Raw genomic sequence first — 19,639 nt, 5'->3', positions numbered from 1 at the left:
AGAGACAAGAGGACTTCGGTGAAACAGGTCGTACAGAACTACAAGAGCGGTGAGCTCGCGCTGCTCGACGTGCCGGTGCCGGGATGCAAGCCGGACGGTGTGCTCGTCCGCAGCGCCTACTCGCTGATCTCCACCGGGACCGAGCTCATGAAGGTCTCCGAGGCCGGCATGTCGATGCTGGGCAAGGCCCGCTCCCGGCCGGACCAGGTCGCCAAGGTCATGCAGAGCGTCGCCACCAACGGGGTGCCCGCCACGTACCGCAAGGTGATGGGCAAGCTGGACTCGTACACGCCGCTCGGTTACTCGCTGTGCGGGGTGGTGGAGCAGGTCGGCGCCGGGATCGACGACGTGAAGGTCGGCGACCTGGTGGCCTGCGCCGGCAACGAGCACGCGCTGCACGCCGAGTTGAACTGGGTGCCGAAGAACCTCTACGCCCCGGTGCCGGACGGTCTCGCGCCGCGGCACGCGGCCTTCGGCACCGTCGGTTCGATCGCGATGCAGGGCGTCCGCCAGGGCGAGTCCCGGCTCGGCGAGGTGGCGCTGGTCATCGGCCTCGGGCTGATCGGCCAGTTGGTCGTGCAGCTCCTCACCGCCTCGGGGGTCCGTGTCGTCGGGGTCGACCCGGACCCGGCGCGCTGCGAGCTCGCCGAACGCCTGGGCGCGGCGGCCTGCGGCGATCCCTCCTCCTCGGCCGTCGAGAACTCCGTCGCCGAACTCACCGGCGGCCACGGCGTGGACCAGGTGTACCTGGCCGCCGGCGGCGGCAGCAACCAGCCCGTCGAGCTGGCCGCCCGGCTCTGCCGGGACCGCGGGCGGGTCGTCGACATCGGCAAGTGCCGGCTCGACCTGCCGTGGAACGCGTACTACGAGAAGGAGCTCGACGTCCGGTTCTCGCGCAGCTACGGCCCCGGGCGCTACGACCCGGAGTACGAGCTGGAGGGGCGGGACTACCCGATCGGCTACGTGCGCTGGACCGAGCGCCGCAACCTGGCCTGCTTCCTCGACCTCGCCGCCCGCGGCAGGATCGACGTGGAGCCCCTGGTCTCGCACGTCGCCGACTTCGACGACGCCGTCGAGACGTACCGGAGCCTGGAGGAAGGCGAGTTGAAGGCCGTTGCCGTGCTGTTCCGGTACCCGGAGCAGGCGGTGGAGACGGAGACCACCGAAACCCCTCTGAAAGTCCAGGAGTTGACCGTACCCGCCGTGAAGCGGGGCGGCGGCGGGAGGTCCGCCCCGGTGCGGGCCGCGAAGACGCCGGTGCGCCTGGCGTTCATCGGCGCGGGCAACTACGCAACGTCGATGCTGCTGCCGCACCTGGCGCAGCGCGACGGCGTCGAGCTGTCGACGGTCGTCACCACGACGGCGCTGTCCGCGGCCAACGCGCAGCGGAAGTTCGGCTTCGCGGAGGCGACCACCGACCTCGACGCGGTGCTCGGCGACAGTGCCGTCGACGCGGTGTTCGTGGTCACCCGGCACAGTTCGCACGCCGAGCTGACCCGGCGGGCCCTGCTCGCCGGCAAGGCCGTGTTCGTGGAGAAGCCGCTCGCCCTCACCGAGGAGGAGCTGGCGGGTGTCCTCGCGGCGGTGGAGGAGTCCGGCAACGACCGGCTCCAGGTGGGCTTCAACCGCCGGTTCTCGCCGCTGCTCCAGGAGGCCAGGAAGCGGTTCGGCGCCCGGACGGGTCCGGCGAGCCTGCGCTACCTGGTCAACGCGGGCCGGTTGCAGCACGGCAGCTGGTACCTCCAGCAGGGCACCGAGGGCTCGCGGTTCGCCGGCGAGGGCGGGCACTTCGTCGACACGGCGAGCTGGCTCCTCGGCGCCGATCCGGTCTCGGTGTACGCGGTCGCCGCGTCCGGCAACGAGGACCTCCAGGTCGTCCTGCGTTACGCGGACGAGTCCACCGCCACCATCAGTTACGTCACCACGGGCGCGCCCGGCTTCCCCAAGGAGACGCTGGACCTGGTCGCGGACGGCAAGGTGCTGCGGCTCGACGACTTCGTCCGCGCCTCGGTCTACGGTGGTAAGCGGTGGGTCAGTTCGCGGCTGCCCAAGGCCCGGGACAAGGGCCAGTCCGCCGAACTGGCCGCGTTCGTCAGGGCCGTGCGGACCGGCGGTCCGATGCCGGTGCCGCTGGAGTCGCTGGTCGCCACGACGGCGGCCACCCTCGCCGTGCGGACCGCCCTGGCCGGCGGCGCGCCGGTGACGCTGGCGGGACCCCGATGACCATGAGCGCGGGCTGGTACCTGCGCCGTCTGTCCCGGATGGGGCCGCGGGAGGTCGGCGGCCGGGCGGGCGACGCGGTGCGCAGACGCCGGTGGCGGTCGGCGCCGCCCGGCTGCCCGGCCGTGACCGGCGCCCGGTTCACCGCGGTCCTGCCCGCGGGGACGCTCGCCGCGGTGCCGCCGGACGCCGCGAAGCGTCTGGTCGCCGAGGCGGACCGGCTGATGGAGGGGCACGCCGGGTTCTTCGGCGTGGAACGCGGCGACATGGCCGACCCGGACTGGTCGTACGACCCGAGGACCGGGCGCCGGGCGCCGCAGGTGTACGCCTTCGACGTGCCGTACCGCGACGAGGGCACGGTCGGGGACATCAAGCAGATCTGGGAGCCGTCCCGGCACCAGTACCTCACCGTGCTCGCCGCCGCGTACGCCGTGAGCGGGGACGCGCGGTACGCCCAGCGGGTGGCCGCGCACCTGCGGTCGTGGTGGGCGGCCAACCCGCCGCTGCGCGGGGTGCACTGGACCAGCGGCATCGAGCTGGGCATCCGGCTGCTGTCGTGGGTGTGGATCCGCCGGCTGCTCGACGGCTGGCCGGGCGCGGCCGCGCTGTTCGAGGACAACCCGGTGGCGCTGAACCAGATCTGGCACCACCAGCGCTGGCTGGCCGCCTTCCCCAGCCGGGGCTCCTCGGCGAACAACCACGTCGTCGCCGAGACCGCCGGGCAGTTCGCCGCGGCCTGCGCGTTCGGATGGTTCCCCTCCTCGGCGCGGTGGCGGACCGAGGCGCTGCGGTCGCTGGAGCGGGAGCTGCGGAGCAACACCTTCCTCTCCGGTCTCAACCGCGAGCTGGCCACCGAGTACCACGGACTGGTGCTCGAACTCGGCCTGGCCGCGGTCGCCGAGGCGGACGCGGCGGGCGTCCGGGTCCCCGCGACGGTCCGGCTGGTGCTGCTGCGGATGACGGACGCGCTCGCGGCCGTCGTCGACGGCCGGCTGCGGCCGCCGCGTCAGGGCGACGCGGACGACGGGCACGGTCTGGTCGTGGACGGCGCGGGCACCGACCGCTGGGCCTCGCTGCTCACCACCGGGGAGGCCGTGTTCGGCCGGCTCGCCTGGTGGCCGGAGGTGACCGGCACCGACGTGCGCACCCCGCTGCTGGCCGCGCTCGTCCGGCCGTACCCGGGGAAGGGCGCGCCGGCCGTGGCCCGCCCGGCGGACCGGCCGGCCCATTTCGCCGACGCGGGCATGACCATCCTGCGCGGACCGGGAGGGATCTGGGTCCGCTGCGACGGCGGTCCGCACGGGTTCCTGTCCATCGCCGCGCACGCCCACGCCGACGCGCTGTCCGTGGAGGTCCGGCACGACGGGGTCGACGTGCTCGCCGACCCGGGCACGTACTGCTACCACGGGCAGCCCGAGTGGCGGCGGTACTTCCGCTCGACCCTCGGCCACAACACCCTGGAGGTGGACGGCGGTGACCAGTCCGTCTCGGGCGGGCCGTTCCTGTGGACCCGGCACGCCCGCAGCCGCGTCCTGGTCGCGGACACCTCCGGCGCCTCGGCCGGGGGGACGGCCCGCTGGTGCGCCGAGCACGACGGCTACCAGCCCTCCGTGCACCGCCGCCGGGTGGAACTGGCGGGCGCGGAGCGGGAACTGACGGTGGTGGACGAGGTGCGCGGCCCGCGCCGGGAGGTGCGCCTGGCCTTCCACCTCGGCCCGGCGGTCACCGCGGAGCTGGAGGGGAACCGGGCACTGCTCACCTGGAGCCGGGACGGCGAGGACCGCTCCGCGGAACTCGACCTGCCCGGGCGGCTGGAGTGGCGTGCGCACCGCGGCGAGAGCGAACCGCCGCTCGGCTGGTACTCCGCCGGGTTCGGGCGCAGGGAACCCGCCACCACGCTGGTCGGCACCGGTGTCACCGACGGCACGCGGGAGTTCACCACCGTACTCAGGTTCCACGGCTAGGGGGCCTCTGATGGATCTCCGCGGCGTCGCGACGCCCGGCACGTACTCTCGCCGCACCGGCCGAAAGCCCGAGTACGCCCAGTACGAGGGCTTCCGGCCGGCACGCCGAGAGCACGCACCGGACGCCGCTCCTTCCTCCACGGAGATCCATCAGAAACCCCCTAGGAAGGAAGGACGCTTGGGGATCAAGTGGCGGCGTTGGGCGCTGCCGGCGGCACTGCTGGCGCTGGCCCTGCCTGCGGCGACCGGCTGCGACAGCTCGCCGGACACGCGGCTGAAGCCGGCCGCCGGGCCGTCCGCGTCCGTGGCCCGCGTGTGCGCCAGGCCCGCGTCCGGGCCGGCGAAGGCGCCGGCGGGCGCGGTCACGGTCGACCCGTCGGTCCCCGGCGACCTGGCGAAGAAGACCAAGAACCGCCCCGCGGGCACCACGTTCTGGCTCAAGCCGGGCAAGCACAGGCTGGAGGCCGACCGCTACGCCCAGGTCGTCCCCAAGAAGGGGAACGTCTACCTCGGCGCTCCGGGCGCGGTGCTCGACGGCCGGAGGACCAACCAGTACGCGTTCGGCGGCACCGCCCCCGACGTCACCGTCCGCTATCTGACGGTGCAGGGGTTCGTCGCCCCGCGCGACGAAGGCGTGGTCAACCACGACTCGGCCGACGGGTGGGTGATCGAGCACGCGACGGTCCAGCACAACTCCGGCGCCGGGCTGATGGCCGGGGCCCGCCAGCAGGTCCGCGCCACCTGCCTGCGCGACAACGGCCAGTACGGCGTGAACGCGTACAAGGGCGGCGGCCGCATCAGCGGCCTGGTGCTCCAGGGCAACGAGATCACCGGCAACAACACGGACGACTGGGAGCGGAAGCGGCCGGGCTGCGGCTGCACCGGAGGGGTCAAGTTCTGGGCCGTCGACGGCGCCGACGTACGCGGCAACTGGGTGCACGACAACCGCGGGACCGGGCTGTGGGCCGACACCAACAACAACGACTTCCTCATCGAGGACAACCTGCTCGAGGCCAACGACGGTGCCGCGCTGATCTACGAGACCAGCTACAACGCGGTCATCCGGAAGAACACGATCCGGGGGAACAACCGGGTCGAGGGCCGCAAGTACGCGGACCGCGGGGACAACTTCCCGTTCGCCACCGTCTACCTGTCGGAGTCCGGCGGCGAACCACGGGTCCGGGCCCGCACGGACAGGATCGAGGTCTACCAGAACCTGCTGGAGAACAACTGGTCGGGGATCACCCTGTGGGAGAACGCCGACCGGTTCTGCAACAGCCCGGCCAACACCTCGTCCGGCGACTGCACGCTGCTGGTGAAGGACATGGACCGCTGCGCCCAGCCGGCGATCGCCGCCGAACCCCTCTACGCCGACTGCCGGTGGAAGACCCAGCGGGTGGACATCCACGACAACCGTTTCGTGCTGGACAAGTCCGCCGTCGACTGCACGGTGAAGTGCGACCGCATGGCGGTGCTGGCCAACTACGGCACCTACCCGGACTGGTCGCCGTACCAGGGCGACCGGGTGGCGGAGGCGATCACCGGCGAGCAGCACAACCGCTGGCACGACAACACCTACGTCGGACCGTGGAGGTTCGTCGCCCACGACCCGAGCCGGGTGCTCGACTCCGGGCAGTGGCAGGGGGCGCCGTACCGGCAGGACGCGGGCAGCACCTTCGCCCCCCAGGACGGGGGCTGAGATGAGCGCGGACCGCACACCGAAGATCGTCGGGACCGTCTGGGGACTGCTGATCCTCAACACGCTCGGCTCCGCCGGGGCGAAGACCATCGTCCCGCTCCCCCGCTCCCTCATCCAGATGGTCACCATGGGCGCGCTGGTCGCCGCGTTCGCGCTGGCGCTCGCGGTCAACGTCCGGCTGCGCATCCGGCCCAGCGCCTACGTGTTCCTGCTCACCCTGCTGCTGGTGTCGAGCGTGATCTCCAGCGTGCACCTGGAGTCCGGGTTCGGCGCGTTGTTCCGCTGCTTCCGGCTGGCCCTCTTCGTCGGCACGCTGTGGCTGGTCAGCCGCTGGTGGGACGGCGGTCTGACGTTCGTGCGGCATCACATCCGGATCTACCTGGCGGTGCTCGGGACGGTGGCCGCGGGCGCGGTCGTCTCACCCGGCGCGGCCATGCCCGAGCTCTACGGCGGACGGCTGGTCGGCGCGCTGTGGCCGCTCACCCCGCCGCAGATCGGGCAGTACGCCGCGGTGATCATCGGGCTCACCGTGCTGCTCGTCCTGGGCCGCCGGACCGACCGGACCAGCGCGGTGGTGGTCATCGTGCCCTCGCTCGTGCTGCTCGCCCTGACCCATACCCGCACGGCCACGCTCGGCCTGCTCCTCGGGCTGGCGCTGGCGATCGGCTCGCTCGTCCTGACCAGCGGCGCCGCCCGCCGGTTCTTCGCCTGGGCGGTGCTGAGCGCCACGGTGGCCGCGGTGGGGTTCGCCTCCGCGCTGCAGACGTGGTTCCTGCGCGGCCAGAGCCAGGAGAACTTCTCCAGCCTCACCGGCCGGGCCAAGGTGTGGCACGCCCTGCTGGCCGCTCCCCGGTCGACCACGGAGCACCTGTTCGGGGCGGGCCTGGGCGACAAGTCGTTCGGCGGGCTGCCGATCGACAACAGCTGGCTGGCCGTCTACAACGAGCAGGGCGTGATCGGCGTCGTCCTGGTGGCGGCGGTCGTCGTCGTGCTGGGCGGCGTCGCGCTGCTGCGGCCACCGTCGCTGCAGCGGGCCTGCGCGATCTTCCTGATCAGCTACTGCGCGATCGCGTCGTACACCGAGGCCGGGCTGGGCGACGCCTCGCCGTACCTGCTGCACCTGGCCGTGGCCGCCTCGCTGCTGGCGGCGCCCGCCGCGGCCACGCCCCTTCCGGTGCCCCGCGTCCCCCGGCGGCGCGTTCCCCGATGGGCCCAGAGACCGGAGGTGATCTGAGCATGCACGTCCTCGTGGTGCACAACCGCTACGCCTCGGCGCAGCCGAGCGGGGAGAACAAGGTCGTCGACCAGGAGGTGGAGCTGCTGCGCGACGCCGGCCACCGGGTCGAGCTGTTCGAGCGGCGCAGCGACACCATCGCCGCCCGGTCCCTGCCGTCCAAGGCCGCGTTACCCCTGCTGGTGCCGTGGAACCCGGCGGTCCGCAAGGAGCTCGCGGCGAAGCTGCGCGCCGAGCGGCCGGACGTGGTGCACGTCCACAACGTCTTCCCGCTCCTGTCGCCGGCGGTGCTGGCCGCCTGCGCCGACGCCTGTGTGCCCGCCGTCGCCACGCTGCACAACTACACCCAGGTCTGCCCGCCCGGCACGCTCCAGCGGGACGGGCGGCCCTGTGCCGAGTGCGTCGGGTCCACGCCGCTGCCCGCCGTCCGGCACGGCTGCTACCGCGGCTCGCGGCTCGCGACGGTGCCGCTCGCGGTCAGCATGTCGGTCAACCGGCGACGGTGGTGGACCGGTGTGGAGCGGTTCTTCTGCATCTCCGAGGCGCAGCGCGACGTCCTGGTGGGGGCCGGCATGCCGGCCGGGCGGCTGGCGGTGAAGCACAACTTCGTGCCCGAACCGGGCGTCCGCAGGGAGGGCGCGGGCGAGCACGTGCTCTATCTGGGCCGGCTCGCGGAGGCCAAGGGCGTACGGCTGCTCATGGCCGCCTGGGACGAGATCGCCGCCGGCGGCGGTGCGGGCGTGCCGCTCGTGATCGCCGGCACGGGGCCGCTGGAGCGGGAGGTGACCGCCTGGGCGGAGGGCCGTGACGACGTGCGCTACGTCGGGCTGTACGACCAGGAGGAGTGCCGGCGGGCGATCGCGCGGTCGGTCGCCGTGGTGGCCCCCTCCACCTGGCTGGAGGCGTTCGGCCTGGTGGTCGTGGAGGCAATGGCGGCGGGGGTCCCGACGGTCGCCGCCGGTCACGGCGCCTTCGTCGAACTCGTCGAGGACAAGGTGACCGGGCTGCTGCACGAGCCGGGCGATCCCGCCTCCCTCGCGTCCTGTCTGCGCCGGATCACGGCGGAGCAGGACGACAACCGGGAGATGGGGCGGGCGGCCCGGCGCCGTTACGAACAGGGCTTCAGCCCGGCCGTCGGGCTGGAGCGTCTGGTGGAGGGGTACCGGACCGCGATCGCGGGACGGTCCGCACATGCTCGCGACGGGGACACCCGCGCGATCAAGGGGGATGGGGACAGTACATGACACGATGCCGACTCTGCGGCTCGCACGCGACGGCGAGCGTCGTCGACCTGGGGGCGACACCGCCGTGCGAGAGCTTTCTCGCCGCTGACCAACTGGACCGGCCGGAGCCCGCGTACCCGCTGCACCTGCGGGTCTGCACCGACTGCTGGCTCGCGCAGATCCCTCCGCTGATCGAGCCGGAGGAGACCTTCACGGAGTACGCGTACTTCTCCTCGTACTCGACGTCCTGGGTGGAGCACGCGCGCACCTTCGTCGCCGACGCCGTACAACGGGTGGGACTCGGCCCCGACGCCTTCGTGGTCGAGGTCGCGAGCAACGACGGGTACCTGCTCAAGCACGTGGTGGAGCGCGGGATCCGCTGCCTCGGCGTCGAGCCCTCGGTGAACGTGGGCGCCGCGGCCCGGGAGGCGGGTGTGCCCACGCTCACGGCGTTCCTCGACCCGGACACCGGCGGCGCCGTCCGTGCCGAGCACGGCCCGGCCGACCTGGTCGTGGCGAACAACGTGTACGCGCACATCCCCGACGTGGTCGGGTTCACCCGGGGGCTGCGCGCCCTGGTCGCCGACGACGGCTGGGTCTCCATCGAGGTGCAGCACCTGCTGACGCTGATCGAGGAGAACCAGTACGACACGATCTACCACGAGCACTTCCAGTACTACACGGTCGCCTCCGCGGTCCGGGCCCTCGCGAGCGGCGGACTCTCCCTGGTGGACGTCGAGCTGCTGCCCACGCACGGCGGCTCGATCCGGCTGTGGGCCCGCCCGTCCGAGGTGGCCGGGGAACCCTCCGCCCGCGTGGCCGAGGTCCTGGACCGGGAGAAGGCGGCCGGGCTCCAGGACCTGTCCGGGTACACCGAGTTCTCCGCCCGGGTGGCCAAGGTGCGCCGGGACCTGCTGCGGTTCCTCATCGAGGCGGCCGAGCGCGGCGAGACGGTCGTCGGCTACGGCGCCCCGGGCAAGGGCAACACCCTGCTCAACCACTGCGGCATCCGGCCCGACCTGCTGGCGTACACGGTCGACCGCAACCCCTACAAGCACGGCAGGTTCACCCCGGGCACCCGCGTCCCGATCCTGGCGCCCGAGCGGATCGCCGCCGACAGGCCGGACTACGTCCTCGTCCTCCCGTGGAACCTGCGGGAGGAGCTCGTCGAGCAGCTCTCCTACGTGCACGACTGGGGCGGCCGGCTGGTCTTCCCCATTCCGGAACTGAGCATTGTCGAGGTCAAGCGATGAAGGTCGTCCTGTTCTGCGGCGGTTACGGGATGCGGATGCGCAACGGCACGTCCGACGACGTGCCCAAGCCGATGGCGATGGTCGGCCCGCGCCCGCTGATCTGGCACGTCATGCGCTACTACGCGCACTTCGGGCACAAGGAGTTCATCCTGTGCCTCGGGTACGGCGCCCACCACATCAAGGACTTCTTCCTCAACTACGAGGAGACGACGTCCAACGACTTCGTGCTGCGCGGCGGGCGGACCGAGCTGCTGTCGACCGACATAGCCGACTGGACGATCACGTTCGCGCAGACCGGCATCGAGTCGCCGATCGGGGAGCGGCTGCGCCGGGTGCGGCACCACCTGGACGGCGACGAGATGTTCCTCGCCAACTACGCCGACGTGCTCACCGACGCCCCGCTGCCGCAGATGATCGACAGCTTCGCCCGGCGCGACGCCGGGGCGTCGATGATGGTGGTGCCGCCGCAGTCCTCCTTCCACTGCGTGGAGTTGGGCGAGGACGGCCTGGTGGGCGGCATCACCGCGGTGAGCGACATGCCGCTGTGGGAGAACGGCGGCTACTTCGTGCTCCGCCAGGAGGTCTTCGACCACATCCCGGAGAACGGGGACCTGGTGGCCGACGGCTGCGCCCAACTGGCCAAGCAGGGAAGGCTGGTGGCACACCAGCACCGCGGCTTCTGGAAGCCGACCGACACCGTGAAGGAGCGGGCCGCGCTCGACGACGCCTACACCCGGGGCGACCGTCCGTGGGCCGTGTGGGAGCGGGGCGGCACGACGGCGCGGGTGCCCGCGAGCCGGGTCGGCGCCACGGCGGGCACCGCGTGATCCGGCTCGGGACCGGGCGCCTGGACCGGATCGTCGCGGTGGGCGCGCACTGCGACGACATCGCCATCGGCGCCGGCGGCACGCTGCTGACGCTGTGTCAGGCGCATCCGGGCATCCGCGTCGACGCGCTGGTGCTCACCGGCGGTGGCGGCGAACGGGAGCAGGAGGAGCGGGCCGCGCTCGCCGCCTTCTGCCCGGGCGCCGACCTCGGGCTGACCGTGCACAAGCTGCCGGACGGCCGGCTGCCCGCGCACTGGGACGAGGCCAAGGGCGCGGTCGAGGAGCTGCGCGCGGTCACGGAACCCGATCTCGTCCTCGCCCCGCGCCCCGACGACGCGCACCAGGACCACCGCGGTCTGGCGAAGCTGATGACCACCGCGTTCCGCGACCACCTCGTGCTCGGCTACGAGATCGTCAAGTGGGACGGCGACCTCGGCCGTCCGTCGGCGTACCAGCCGCTGGCGCCGGGGACCGCCGAGGAGAAGGTGCGGCTGCTTCAGGAGCACTACCCCTCGCAGCGGCACCGGCCCTGGTACGACCGGGAGGCCTTCCTCGGGCTGGCCCGGATCCGCGGCATCGAATGCAACGCGCGCTACGCCGAGGCGTTCGCCGTCACCAAACTCACTCTCGACCTGGGGGAATGAACCTTGCGCGTACTGCTGACCGGGCACCAGGGCTACCTGGGCACCGTCATGGCCCCGGTCCTCGCGGCCGCCGGACACGAGGTCGTCGGACTGGACTCCGGCCTGTTCGCCGACTGCGTGCTCGGCCCGGCACCCGCCGACCCGCCGGGGACGAGGGTCGACCTGCGTGACGTCACGGCCGAGCACGTGGCCGGGGTGGACGCCGTGATCCACCTCGCCGCGCTGTCCAACGACCCACTGGGATCGCTGGCGCCCGAACTCACCTACGACATCAACCACCACGCCTCCGTGAGGCTGGCGAAGCTCGCCCGCGAGGCCGGGGTGCGGCGCTTCCTGTACGCCTCGACGTGCTCGGTGTACGGCGCCGCGGGCGGCGGCGAACTGGTCACCGAGGAGGCGCCGCTCAGGCCGGTGACGCCGTACGCGGAGTCCAAGGTGCGGGTGGAGGACGACCTGCACGAGCTGGCCGACGACGACTTCACCCCGGTGTACATGCGCAACGCCACCGCCTTCGGCTTCTCGCCCCGGCTGCGCGCCGACATCGTGCTGAACAACCTGGTGGGCCACGCCCTGCTGTCCGGCGAGGTCCTCGTCCTGTCCGACGGCACGCCCTGGCGCCCGCTGGTGCACGCCGCCGACATCGCGCGGGCCTTCACGGCCGCGCTGGACGCGCCGCGCGAGGCGGTGCACGACCGGGCGTTCAACATCGGCAGCGAGACCAACAACGTCACGGTCGCCGAGATCGCCGAGCAGGTCGCCGAGGCGGTGTCCGGCGCGAAGGTGGTGATCACCGGGGAGAACGGCGCCGACCCGCGGTCCTACCGGGTCGACTTCTCCCGGTTCCGCGGGGCGATCCCCGGCTTCGACTGCGAGTGGACGGTCGAGCGCGGGGCGCTCGAACTCGCCGACGCCTACCGCGAGCACGGGCTGACCCAGGAGAACTTCGAGCAGCGCTTCACCCGGCTCGCCGTGCTGCGCGCCGCGTCCGGCGCCGGCACCGTCGACGACACCCTGCGGCGGCGCCGGTGACCACGCGTGTGAAAAGAGGTGCCGGCGAGGAGATGCACGAGCTGGTGCGGCGGATGTACCCGCTGTGCCGGAGCATCACCGGCGACGGGGTGCGCGCCACCCTGGACATCGTCGGCGAGTACGTCCCGCTCACGGTGCACGAGGTGCCGACCGGGACGCAGGTGCTCGACTGGACGGTGCCGCAGGAGTGGAACATCCGGGACGCGTACATCGCCGACGGCACGGGCAGGCGGGTCGTCGACTTCGCCGCGTCCAGCCTGCACGTGCTCGGCTACAGCGTGCCGGTGTCGGCGACCATGCCGCTGTCCGAGCTGCGCGAGCACCTGCACACCCTGCCGGACCACCCGTCGTGGGTGCCGTACCGCACCAGCTACTACAAGCCGGAGTGGGGGTTCTGCCTGGCCCAGGAGACCCTGGACGCGATGCCGGACGGCGAGTACGAGGTGCGCATCGACTCCACGCTCGCCGACGGCCACCTCACCTACGCCGAGCACGTGGTCCCGGGGCAGGTCGCCGACGAGGTGATCGTCTCCTGCCACGTCTGCCACCCGTCGCTGGCCAACGACAACCTGGCCGGCATCGCCGTGGCGACGTATCTCGCGCGGGCGCTCGCGGAGCAAACGCCTTACTACACCTACCGGTTCATCTTCGCGCCCGGCACGATCGGGGCGATCACCTGGCTGGCCCGGAACGCGGAGCGGGTGGAAAGGGTGAAGCACGGGCTCGTGCTGGCCTGCGCGGGCGACCGGGGCAAGCTGACGTACAAGCGGAGCAGGCGCGGTGACGCGGAGATCGACCGGGTGATGGGGCACGTGCTGGCCGCCTCCGAACGCCCGCACGAGATCAGGGAGTTCACCCCGTACGGCTACGACGAGCGGCAGTACTGCTCGCCCGGGTTCGATCTCGGCGTGGGCTCGCTCAGCCGGACCCCGTACGCCGGCTACCCCGAGTACCACACCTCGGCGGACGACCCGGACTTCGTCTCCCCGGAGGCGATGGCGGACACGCTCGCCCTCTGCCGCGAGGCGTTCGCCGTCCTGGACCGCAACCGGCGGTACGTCAACCTCAGCCCCTACGGCGAACCGCAGTTGGGGCGGCGCGGGCTGTACGACGCGCTCGGCGGCCGCAGTGACACCAAGCAGGCCCAGATGGCCATGCTCTGGGTGCTCAGCCTCTCCGACGGCGAGCACGGTCTGCTGGACGTCGCCGAGCGGTCCGGGCTGCCGTTCAGCGCCGTCGTGGCCGCGGCCGACGCCCTGCGCGACGCCGAACTGATCAAGGCGTGACGCCGATGACCGCCGAGGAGGAGAATCCGCCGACGACGGCGCCACCGGCCGGGTCCGCCAAGCGGGCCCTCGTCGGCAGGCTGTCCTGGGGGCTGGCCGACCAGGCGGCCTCCAGCATCTCCAACTTCGCGGTGGGCATCTACGTGGCCCGCTCGCTGGGGGTGACCGCGTTCGGCGTGTTCAGCCTCGCCTGGGTGACGTACGGCGTGGTGCTCAACGTCTCCCGCGGGCTGGCCACCGATCCGCTGACGGTGCGCTTCAGCGGCCCGCCAAGCGCGGCCTGGCGCGGGGCGGTGGGCCGGTCGACCGGTACCGCGCTCGGCGTCGGCGCCGCCCTCGGCGCGGTGTGCCTGCTGGCCGGGCTCGGCCTCGGCGGCCGGGTCGGGCCCGCGTTCGTCGCCCTCGGCGTCACGTTGCCGGGGCTGCTGCTCCAGGACGCCTGGCGGTACTCGTTCTTCGCCGCGGGCACCGGGCGGAAGGCGTTCCTCAACGACGTCGTGTGGGGTGTCGCGCTCGTCCCGGCCATGGTGGTGGCCGCCCGCGTCGGCAGCGTGGCCGCCTTCGTCCTCGCCTGGGGCGCGTCCGCCACGGTGGCCGCGGGGTACGGCTGCCTCCAGTCCGGCATCCGGCCCCGGACGGCGCGGGCGCGCGAGTGGCTGCGCGAGCAGCGCGACCTCGGCTACCGCTACCTGGTCGAGAACGTCAGCCTCAGTGGCGCGAGCCAGCTGCGGGCGTACGGGCTCGGCGCGATCGTCGGGGTCGGCGCGGTGGGCGCGGTGCGGGGCGCCGAGCTCCTGCTCGGCCCGTTCCTGGCCGTGCTCATGGGGCTTTCCCTGGTCACCGTCCCGGAGGCGGCACGGGTGCTGCGGCAGGCCCCGCACCGACTGGGCAGGTTCTGCCTCCTCCTCGGCGGGGGGCAGGCCGTCGGCGCGCTGCTGTGGGGCTCGGCGCTGCTGCTGGTGCCCGGCCGGCTCGGCGAGCTGGTGCTCGGCGACGTCTGGCACTCCGCCTCCCAGCTCATCGTGCCGGTCAGCCTCGGCGTCGCCGGCGCCGGCCTCGGCACCGGCGCGGCGGCCGGGCTACGCGCGCTCGGCGCGGCCCGGCGCAGCCTGCGCTGCCAGCTGTTCGCCTCGGCCTGCTACGTCGGCGGCGGACTCGGCGGTGCCGCCGCCGGCGGCGCGGTCGGCTCGGCCTGGGGCGTCGCCGCCGCGACCGTCAGCGGCTCGGCCGTGTGGTGGCTGCAACTGCGCTCCGCCCTGCGCGAGCACGCTCAAGATCCGATCCGCGAAGTGAGGACGTCATGACCGCGCAACCCAGGCTGAGCATCGGCCTGCCCGTCTACAACGGCGAGGAGTACCTGGCCGAGTCGCTCGACGCCCTGCTCGGCCAGACCTACGAGGACTTCGAGCTGGTCATCTCCGACAACGCCTCGGCCGACGGGACCGAGGACATCTGCCGCCGGTACGCCGCGAAGGACTCGCGCGTCCGGTACATACGGCTGCCCCGGAACATCGGCGCCGCGCCGAACCACAACTACGTGTTCACCGAGTGCCGCGGCGAACTGTTCAAGTGGGCCTCGCACGACGACCTGTACGCCCGCGACCTGCTGAAGCGCTGCGTGGAGGCGCTGGACGAGCGGCCGGAGGTGATCCTCGCGCACAGCGGCCAGGCGGTGATCGACGGCGACGGCCGGGTGAAGGTCCCGTACGAGTACGGGCTCGCCACCGACTCGCCGCACGCGCCGGAGCGCTTCCGCAGCCTGCTGTTCGAGCCCGGGGGCGACGACTTCTACGGGGTGATGCGGGCCGACGTGCTGCGCCGGGTGAAGCCGCACGACAGCTACCACCACGCGGACCGCACGTTCGTCGCCGAGATCACCCTGCACGGGCCCTTCCACCAGGTGCCCGAACTGCTGTACTTCCGCCGCGACCACCCCACCCGGGCCGAGCGGGCGAACCCCTCCAAGCGCTCCCGGTGCGTCAACCTGGACCCGCGCCGGGCGGGTCCGCTGCACCCGACGCCCCGGCTGCTCGCCGAGTACGTCTGGGGCTTCGTCTCGGCGGTCCGGCGGGCGCCGCTGTCCCCGGACGACCGGCGCGCCTGCTACCGCCACCTGGCCTCCTGGATGACCAGCCGGGCCCGGCCGGGCGCCGGCGAGCGGGTCGAGGACCGCGCCCCGGTCGACCCGGCCCTGCTCACCGTCTCCGTCGACGACCTGGTCGCCGGGCGCGAGGGGAGGCGGGCATGACGGCCGCGGACGGGACCGCTGTGCGTGTCGGGGTGTTCGGTCTGCTCGGCTCCGGCAACCTCGGCAACGACGGGTCGCTGGAGGCCGTGCTCGGCTACCTGGGGCAGCGGCACCCGGAGGCGGCCGTGGACGCGCTGTGCGGGGGCCCCGAGACCGTCACGGCCCGGTTCGGGATCCCCGCGACGCGGCTGCACTGGAACCGCGCGGAGTACCGGACCGCGTCGCGCGTCGGCTCGGTCGCGGCGAAGGGGCTGGGCAAGTTCGTCGACGTCTTCCGCACCGCCGCCTGGGTGCGCCGGCACGACGTGGTGATCGTCCCCGGCATGGGCGTCCTGGAGGCCACGCTGCCGCTGCGGCCGTGGGGCTTCCCGTACTCGCTGTTCCTGCTCTGCGCGAGCGGCCGGCTGCTCGGCACCCGGGTCGCCCTGGTCAGCGTCGGCGCCGCGGAGATCGGCAGCCGGCCGACCCGGGCCCTGGTGCGCTGGTCGGCCCGCCTGGCCGCGTACCGGTCGTACCGGGACGACCGGTCCCGTGACGCGATGCGGGCGATGGGCGTGGACACCTCGCGCGACAAGGTCTACCCGGACCTCGCCTTCTCCCTGCCCGCGCCGCCCTCGGGCACGCCCTCGGACTCGCCGGGACCGGTCTGCGTCGGCGTCATGGACTTCCACGGCGGCAACGACGACCGCGCCCGGGCCGAGGAGATCCACGGGCGCTACCTCGACGGGACGATCCGGTTCGTGCGCACGCTGGCCGAGGAGGGCAGGCCGGTCCGGCTGCTCACCGGCGACGCGTGTGACGCGTCGGTCGTCGCCGCGGTCCTCGACGCGGTGGACTCGCCGCTGGTCACCGCCGCCGAACCGGCCTCGCTGGCCGACCTGATGAACGAGACGGCCGCCGCCGACACCGTGGTGGCGGTCCGGTACCACAACCTGATCTGCGCGCTGAAGAGCGGCACACCGACGCTCGCGCTCAGCTACGCGGCGAAGAGCGACGCGCTCATGGAGCGGATGGGTCTCGGCGCGTACTGCCACCCGGCGCGCGAGGCCGACGCCGGCCGGCTGCTCGAACAGTTCCGGGCCCTGGAGAAGGACTCGGCGGAACTGCGGCGGACCCTGGCCGAGCGGAACCAGGTCGTCACCGGCCAACTGGACGACCAGTTCGACGAGTTGACCGCGGCCCTGTTCCCGGCGACCGACAACGCCCCCACTCTGCGGGAGACACCGTGAAAGCGACCGAAGTACCGGCGATCGCCGGCGCCTACCTGTTCGAGCCGACGCCGTTCGCCGACGAACGCGGCTTCTTCTGCCGCACCTTCGACGCCGACGTGGTCCGCTCGGTGGGCCTCGACCCGGACGCCTTCATCCAGGACAGCGTGTCCCGTTCGGTCCGGGGCGTGCTGCGCGGACTGCACCTGCGGTCCGGCGCGGGCGAGGCCAAGCTCGTGCGGTGCTCGTACGGAAAGATCTTCGACGTCGTCGTCGACCTGCGGGCGGACTCGCCGACGTACCGCAACGTGGCCTCCTTCGAGCTGTCCGGCGAGACGCAGGTGACCCTGTACATCCCCGCGGGGTGCGCGCACGGCTTCCAGGCCCTGACCGAGACCGCCGACACCTCGTACAAGATCGACCGCCCGCACGATCCCGCCGAGGACGTGACGATCGCCTTCGACGACCCGGAGCTCGCCATCGCCTGGCCGCTGCCGGTCACATCGATGTCCCGACGGGACCGGGAGGCGCAGAGCCTCGCCAAGGTCCTGCAGCACCAGGAAAGCTGAGGCCCGCGTGCCGGAGAACACCCGAGAATTCCTCCTGCCCCGCTCCCGGGCGGCGAACGAGCGGCTGCACGCCATGATCCCCGGCGGCGCGCACACCTACGCCAAGGGCGACGACCAGTACCCCGAGGGCCTGGCCCCGGTCATCAGCCACGGCAGCGGCGCCCACGTGTGGGACGTCGACGGGAACCGCTACGTCGAGTACGGCTCCGGCCTGCGGTCGGTCAGCCTCGGCCACGCCCACCCGCGTGTGACCGAGGCGGTGCGGCGGGAACTCGACCGCGGGAGCAACTTCGTCCGGCCCTCCATCATGGAGGCCGAGGCCGCGGAACGCTTCCTGGCCACGGTGCCGACCGCCGAGATGGTGAAGTTCGCGAAGAACGGCTCCGACGCCACCACCGCCGCGGTGCGCCTGGCCCGCGCCGCCACCGGGCGCGCGCGGGTGGCCATCTGCGCCGACCATCCGTTCTTCTCCGTCGACGACTGGTTCATCGGCACCACTCCGATGTCCGCCGGCATTCCGGCGGAGACCGACGAGCTGACCGTGACGTTCCCGTACGGGGACCTGGCCGCCACGGAGGAACTCCTCACCCGGTACGAGGACGAGATCGCCTGTCTGATCCTCGAACCCGCCACCCAGACCGAGCCTCCGGCCGGATATCTCGCCGCTCTGCGCGAGCTGGCCGACCGGCACGGCTGCGTCCTGGTCTTCGACGAGATGATCACCGGCTTCCGCTGGTCCGAGGCGGGCGCCCAGGGCCTGTACGGCGTCGTCCCCGACCTCTCCACGTTCGGCAAGGCGCTGGGCAACGGGTTCGCCGTCTCCGCGCTGGCGGGGCGCCGCGAGCTGATGGAACTGGGCGGGCTGCGCCACCCGGGCGACCGGGTGTTCCTGCTGTCCACCACGCACGGCGCGGAGACGCACTCCCTGGCGGCCGCGATGGCCGTGCAGGCCACCTACGTCGAGGAGGGCGTCACCGCGCGGCTGCACGCCCTCGGCGAGCGGCTGGCGGCCGGTGTCCGCGAGGCCGCGGCCGCCATGGGGGTCGGCGACCACGTCGTCGTCCGGGGGCGGGCCAGCAACCTGGTCTTCGCCACCCTCGACGAGAACGGGAAGCCGTCGCAGGAGTACCGCACCCTGTTCCTGCGCCGGCTCCTGGAGGGCGGGGTGCTGGCCCCGTCGTTCGTGGTGAGCAGCGCGCTCGACGACGCCGACATCGATCACACCGTCGACGTGGTGGCCCAGGCGTGCGCGGTGTACCGCAAGGCACTCGACGCGGCGGACCCCGCACCGTGGCTGTCCGGACGGCCGGTGAAGCCGGTTTTCCGGCGCCGGGCATGACGTCACGTCAGGTGACGTGACGTCAGCGGTGCTCCCGGTGACCGGCGTCGGCAGACCGTTCCGCCGACCGTTCCGCCGCCCCGTCCCCCGCTCGGTCCGTCGCTCGGTCCGTCGGACGGACGGCCGCCCGGTCCTTCATCCGGTCGGCTGTCCGGTCGGCCGCCCGGTCGGCCGCCCGGTCGACCAGCCACGCGGTCGCCGGGACCACCGCCAGCGCGGTGCACCAGCCGCCCAGGGCGTCCGTCGGATAGTGCGCGCCGAGGGCGACCTGCGCCCAGCCCATGGCCGCGCCGGCGGCCAGCGGCGCGCCGAGCACGACCGAGGTGCCCGCCGCTCTGCCGAGGCCGAGCCGGCCGGCCACGGTCAGGGCCACGACGAGGGCGAGCGCGGTGACGAAGGTGGTGTGTCCGCTCGGGTAGGACAGGTTCCCGTCGCCGTGGATCGTGCGTCCCACCAGGGACTTGAGCAGCGTCGCCGTCACCACGGACACGGCGGGGCCGGCCACGACGAGTACCGCCGCGCGGGGAAGCCGAAGGAGCAGACAGCCCGCCAGGAGCACCGCGACCAGGGCCGCCGAGCCCGCCGGCTCCCCCAGGAAGTCCACGACCAGGGCGGCGTGCCGCCACGACGGCCCCACGTCGTAGGCGGCCTCCCCGAGCCGCGCGTCCAGCGGGCCCGGCTCGCTGTCGCCCGCGTACAGGACCCCGAGCACGAGAACCACCAGCGCGGCGAGGACCGCGGTCAGTGCGAGCCGCGCCCGTAGCGACGGGGGCACCACGGCGGCTTCCTCCCGGCTCCAACTCCCCACGAACGAACCCCCGTTGCGTCCGGCACCGGCCCGTACGCGAGCCTTCGCCACCCTAACCAACAACACCCGCGCGGCACACCGCCGCAGG

At 73.1% G+C, this 19,639-nt stretch carries 16 protein-coding genes; 15 read left to right on the top strand and 1 reads right to left on the bottom strand.

The features are described from left to right. Positions 1-18: 18 nt before the first annotated feature. From ACFW6B_RS16555 to ACFW6B_RS16485, 15 genes are all read left to right on the top strand, one after another. The gene (locus tag ACFW6B_RS16555; protein ID WP_386596469.1) at positions 19-2,223 is read left to right on the top strand and encodes a bi-domain-containing oxidoreductase; all 2,205 of its coding nucleotides are present in this window, start codon (positions 19-21) and stop codon (positions 2,221-2,223) included. Beyond that, entirely contained in the window at positions 2,220-4,184 is a 1,965-nt protein-coding gene (locus ACFW6B_RS16550) for an alginate lyase family protein (RefSeq protein ID WP_386596467.1), read from the top strand. Before ACFW6B_RS16555 ends, ACFW6B_RS16550 begins: the two co-directional genes overlap by 4 nt. Positions 4,185-4,362: 178 nt before the next feature. After that, positions 4,363-5,883: a right-handed parallel beta-helix repeat-containing protein gene (locus ACFW6B_RS16545; RefSeq protein WP_386596465.1), complete on the top strand. Its 1,521-nt coding sequence runs from the start codon at positions 4,363-4,365 to the stop codon at positions 5,881-5,883. Position 5,884: 1 nt separating this feature from the next. Next, a complete protein-coding gene (locus tag ACFW6B_RS16540) occupies positions 5,885-7,117 on the top strand; it encodes an O-antigen ligase domain-containing protein (RefSeq protein ID WP_386596463.1) in 1,233 nt (410 codons plus the stop codon). Between the two features lie 2 nt (positions 7,118-7,119). Beyond that, positions 7,120-8,361, top strand: coding sequence for a glycosyltransferase (locus ACFW6B_RS16535; RefSeq protein ID WP_386596461.1), 1,242 nt, complete (start codon positions 7,120-7,122; stop codon positions 8,359-8,361). Beyond that, positions 8,358-9,593, top strand: coding sequence for a methyltransferase domain-containing protein (locus ACFW6B_RS16530; RefSeq protein ID WP_386596459.1), 1,236 nt, complete (start codon positions 8,358-8,360; stop codon positions 9,591-9,593). Before ACFW6B_RS16535 ends, ACFW6B_RS16530 begins: the two co-directional genes overlap by 4 nt. Further along, the gene (locus tag ACFW6B_RS16525) at positions 9,590-10,420 is read left to right on the top strand and encodes a glucose-1-phosphate cytidylyltransferase (RefSeq protein WP_386596457.1); all 831 of its coding nucleotides are present in this window, start codon (positions 9,590-9,592) and stop codon (positions 10,418-10,420) included. The genes ACFW6B_RS16530 and ACFW6B_RS16525 overlap by 4 nt, the downstream gene beginning before the upstream one ends. Beyond that, the gene (locus ACFW6B_RS16520) at positions 10,417-11,064 is read left to right on the top strand and encodes a PIG-L deacetylase family protein (RefSeq protein ID WP_386596455.1); all 648 of its coding nucleotides are present in this window, start codon (positions 10,417-10,419) and stop codon (positions 11,062-11,064) included. Before ACFW6B_RS16525 ends, ACFW6B_RS16520 begins: the two co-directional genes overlap by 4 nt. A 3-nt stretch (positions 11,065-11,067) precedes the next feature. Next, positions 11,068-12,093 (top strand): NAD-dependent epimerase/dehydratase family protein, encoded by a 1,026-nt coding sequence (locus tag ACFW6B_RS16515; RefSeq protein ID WP_386596453.1) that lies wholly within the window; start codon positions 11,068-11,070, stop codon positions 12,091-12,093. 32 nt (positions 12,094-12,125) lie between these two features. Beyond that, the gene (locus tag ACFW6B_RS16510) at positions 12,126-13,379 is read left to right on the top strand and encodes a DUF4910 domain-containing protein (protein WP_386596451.1); all 1,254 of its coding nucleotides are present in this window, start codon (positions 12,126-12,128) and stop codon (positions 13,377-13,379) included. Positions 13,380-13,384: 5 nt separating this feature from the next. Continuing rightward, positions 13,385-14,683 (top strand): hypothetical protein, encoded by a 1,299-nt coding sequence (locus ACFW6B_RS16505; RefSeq protein ID WP_386596449.1) that lies wholly within the window; start codon positions 13,385-13,387, stop codon positions 14,681-14,683. Next, a complete protein-coding gene (locus ACFW6B_RS16500; protein ID WP_386596447.1) occupies positions 14,680-15,627 on the top strand; it encodes a glycosyltransferase family 2 protein in 948 nt (315 codons plus the stop codon). The genes ACFW6B_RS16505 and ACFW6B_RS16500 overlap by 4 nt, the downstream gene beginning before the upstream one ends. Further along, positions 15,624-16,856: a polysaccharide pyruvyl transferase family protein gene (locus tag ACFW6B_RS16495; protein ID WP_386596445.1), complete on the top strand. Its 1,233-nt coding sequence runs from the start codon at positions 15,624-15,626 to the stop codon at positions 16,854-16,856. The genes ACFW6B_RS16500 and ACFW6B_RS16495 overlap by 4 nt, the downstream gene beginning before the upstream one ends. After that, complete coding sequence (gene rfbC / locus ACFW6B_RS16490; RefSeq protein WP_386596443.1) at positions 16,853-17,404, top strand: dTDP-4-dehydrorhamnose 3,5-epimerase; 552 nt, start codon at positions 16,853-16,855, stop codon at positions 17,402-17,404. Before ACFW6B_RS16495 ends, rfbC begins: the two co-directional genes overlap by 4 nt. A 7-nt stretch (positions 17,405-17,411) precedes the next feature. Beyond that, entirely contained in the window at positions 17,412-18,743 is a 1,332-nt protein-coding gene (locus tag ACFW6B_RS16485; RefSeq protein ID WP_386596441.1) for a glutamate-1-semialdehyde 2,1-aminomutase, read from the top strand. 22 nt (positions 18,744-18,765) lie between these two features. On the opposite strand, the gene ACFW6B_RS16480 is transcribed toward ACFW6B_RS16485, so the two are convergent. Then, entirely contained in the window at positions 18,766-19,521 is a 756-nt protein-coding gene (locus tag ACFW6B_RS16480) for a phosphatase PAP2 family protein (protein WP_386596439.1), read from the bottom strand. Between the last annotated feature and the right edge of the window lie 118 nt (positions 19,522-19,639).

The sequence above is a fragment of the Streptomyces sp. NPDC058751 genome (assembly GCF_042746485.1).
Taxonomy (GTDB): domain Bacteria; phylum Actinomycetota; class Actinomycetes; order Streptomycetales; family Streptomycetaceae; genus Streptomyces.
This window is presented reverse-complemented; position numbering and strand designations above follow the sequence as displayed.

Excerpts from the sequence above, each read along its gene's own strand:
- ACFW6B_RS16500 (WP_386596447.1), top strand. The coding sequence starts at position 14,680 with ATGACCGCGCAACCCAGGCTGAGCATCGGCCTGCCCGTCTACAACGGC.
- ACFW6B_RS16505 (WP_386596449.1), top strand. The coding sequence starts at position 13,385 with ATGACCGCCGAGGAGGAGAATCCGCCGACGACGGCGCCACCGGCCGGG.
- ACFW6B_RS16550 (WP_386596467.1), top strand. The coding sequence starts at position 2,220 with ATGACCATGAGCGCGGGCTGGTACCTGCGCCGTCTGTCCCGGATGGGG.
- ACFW6B_RS16535 (WP_386596461.1), top strand. The coding sequence starts at position 7,120 with ATGCACGTCCTCGTGGTGCACAACCGCTACGCCTCGGCGCAGCCGAGC.
- ACFW6B_RS16530 (WP_386596459.1), top strand. The coding sequence starts at position 8,358 with ATGACACGATGCCGACTCTGCGGCTCGCACGCGACGGCGAGCGTCGTC.
- ACFW6B_RS16540 (WP_386596463.1), top strand. The coding sequence starts at position 5,885 with ATGAGCGCGGACCGCACACCGAAGATCGTCGGGACCGTCTGGGGACTG.
- ACFW6B_RS16525 (WP_386596457.1), top strand. The coding sequence starts at position 9,590 with ATGAAGGTCGTCCTGTTCTGCGGCGGTTACGGGATGCGGATGCGCAAC.
- ACFW6B_RS16495 (WP_386596445.1), top strand. The coding sequence starts at position 15,624 with ATGACGGCCGCGGACGGGACCGCTGTGCGTGTCGGGGTGTTCGGTCTG.
- ACFW6B_RS16510 (WP_386596451.1), top strand. The coding sequence starts at position 12,126 with ATGCACGAGCTGGTGCGGCGGATGTACCCGCTGTGCCGGAGCATCACC.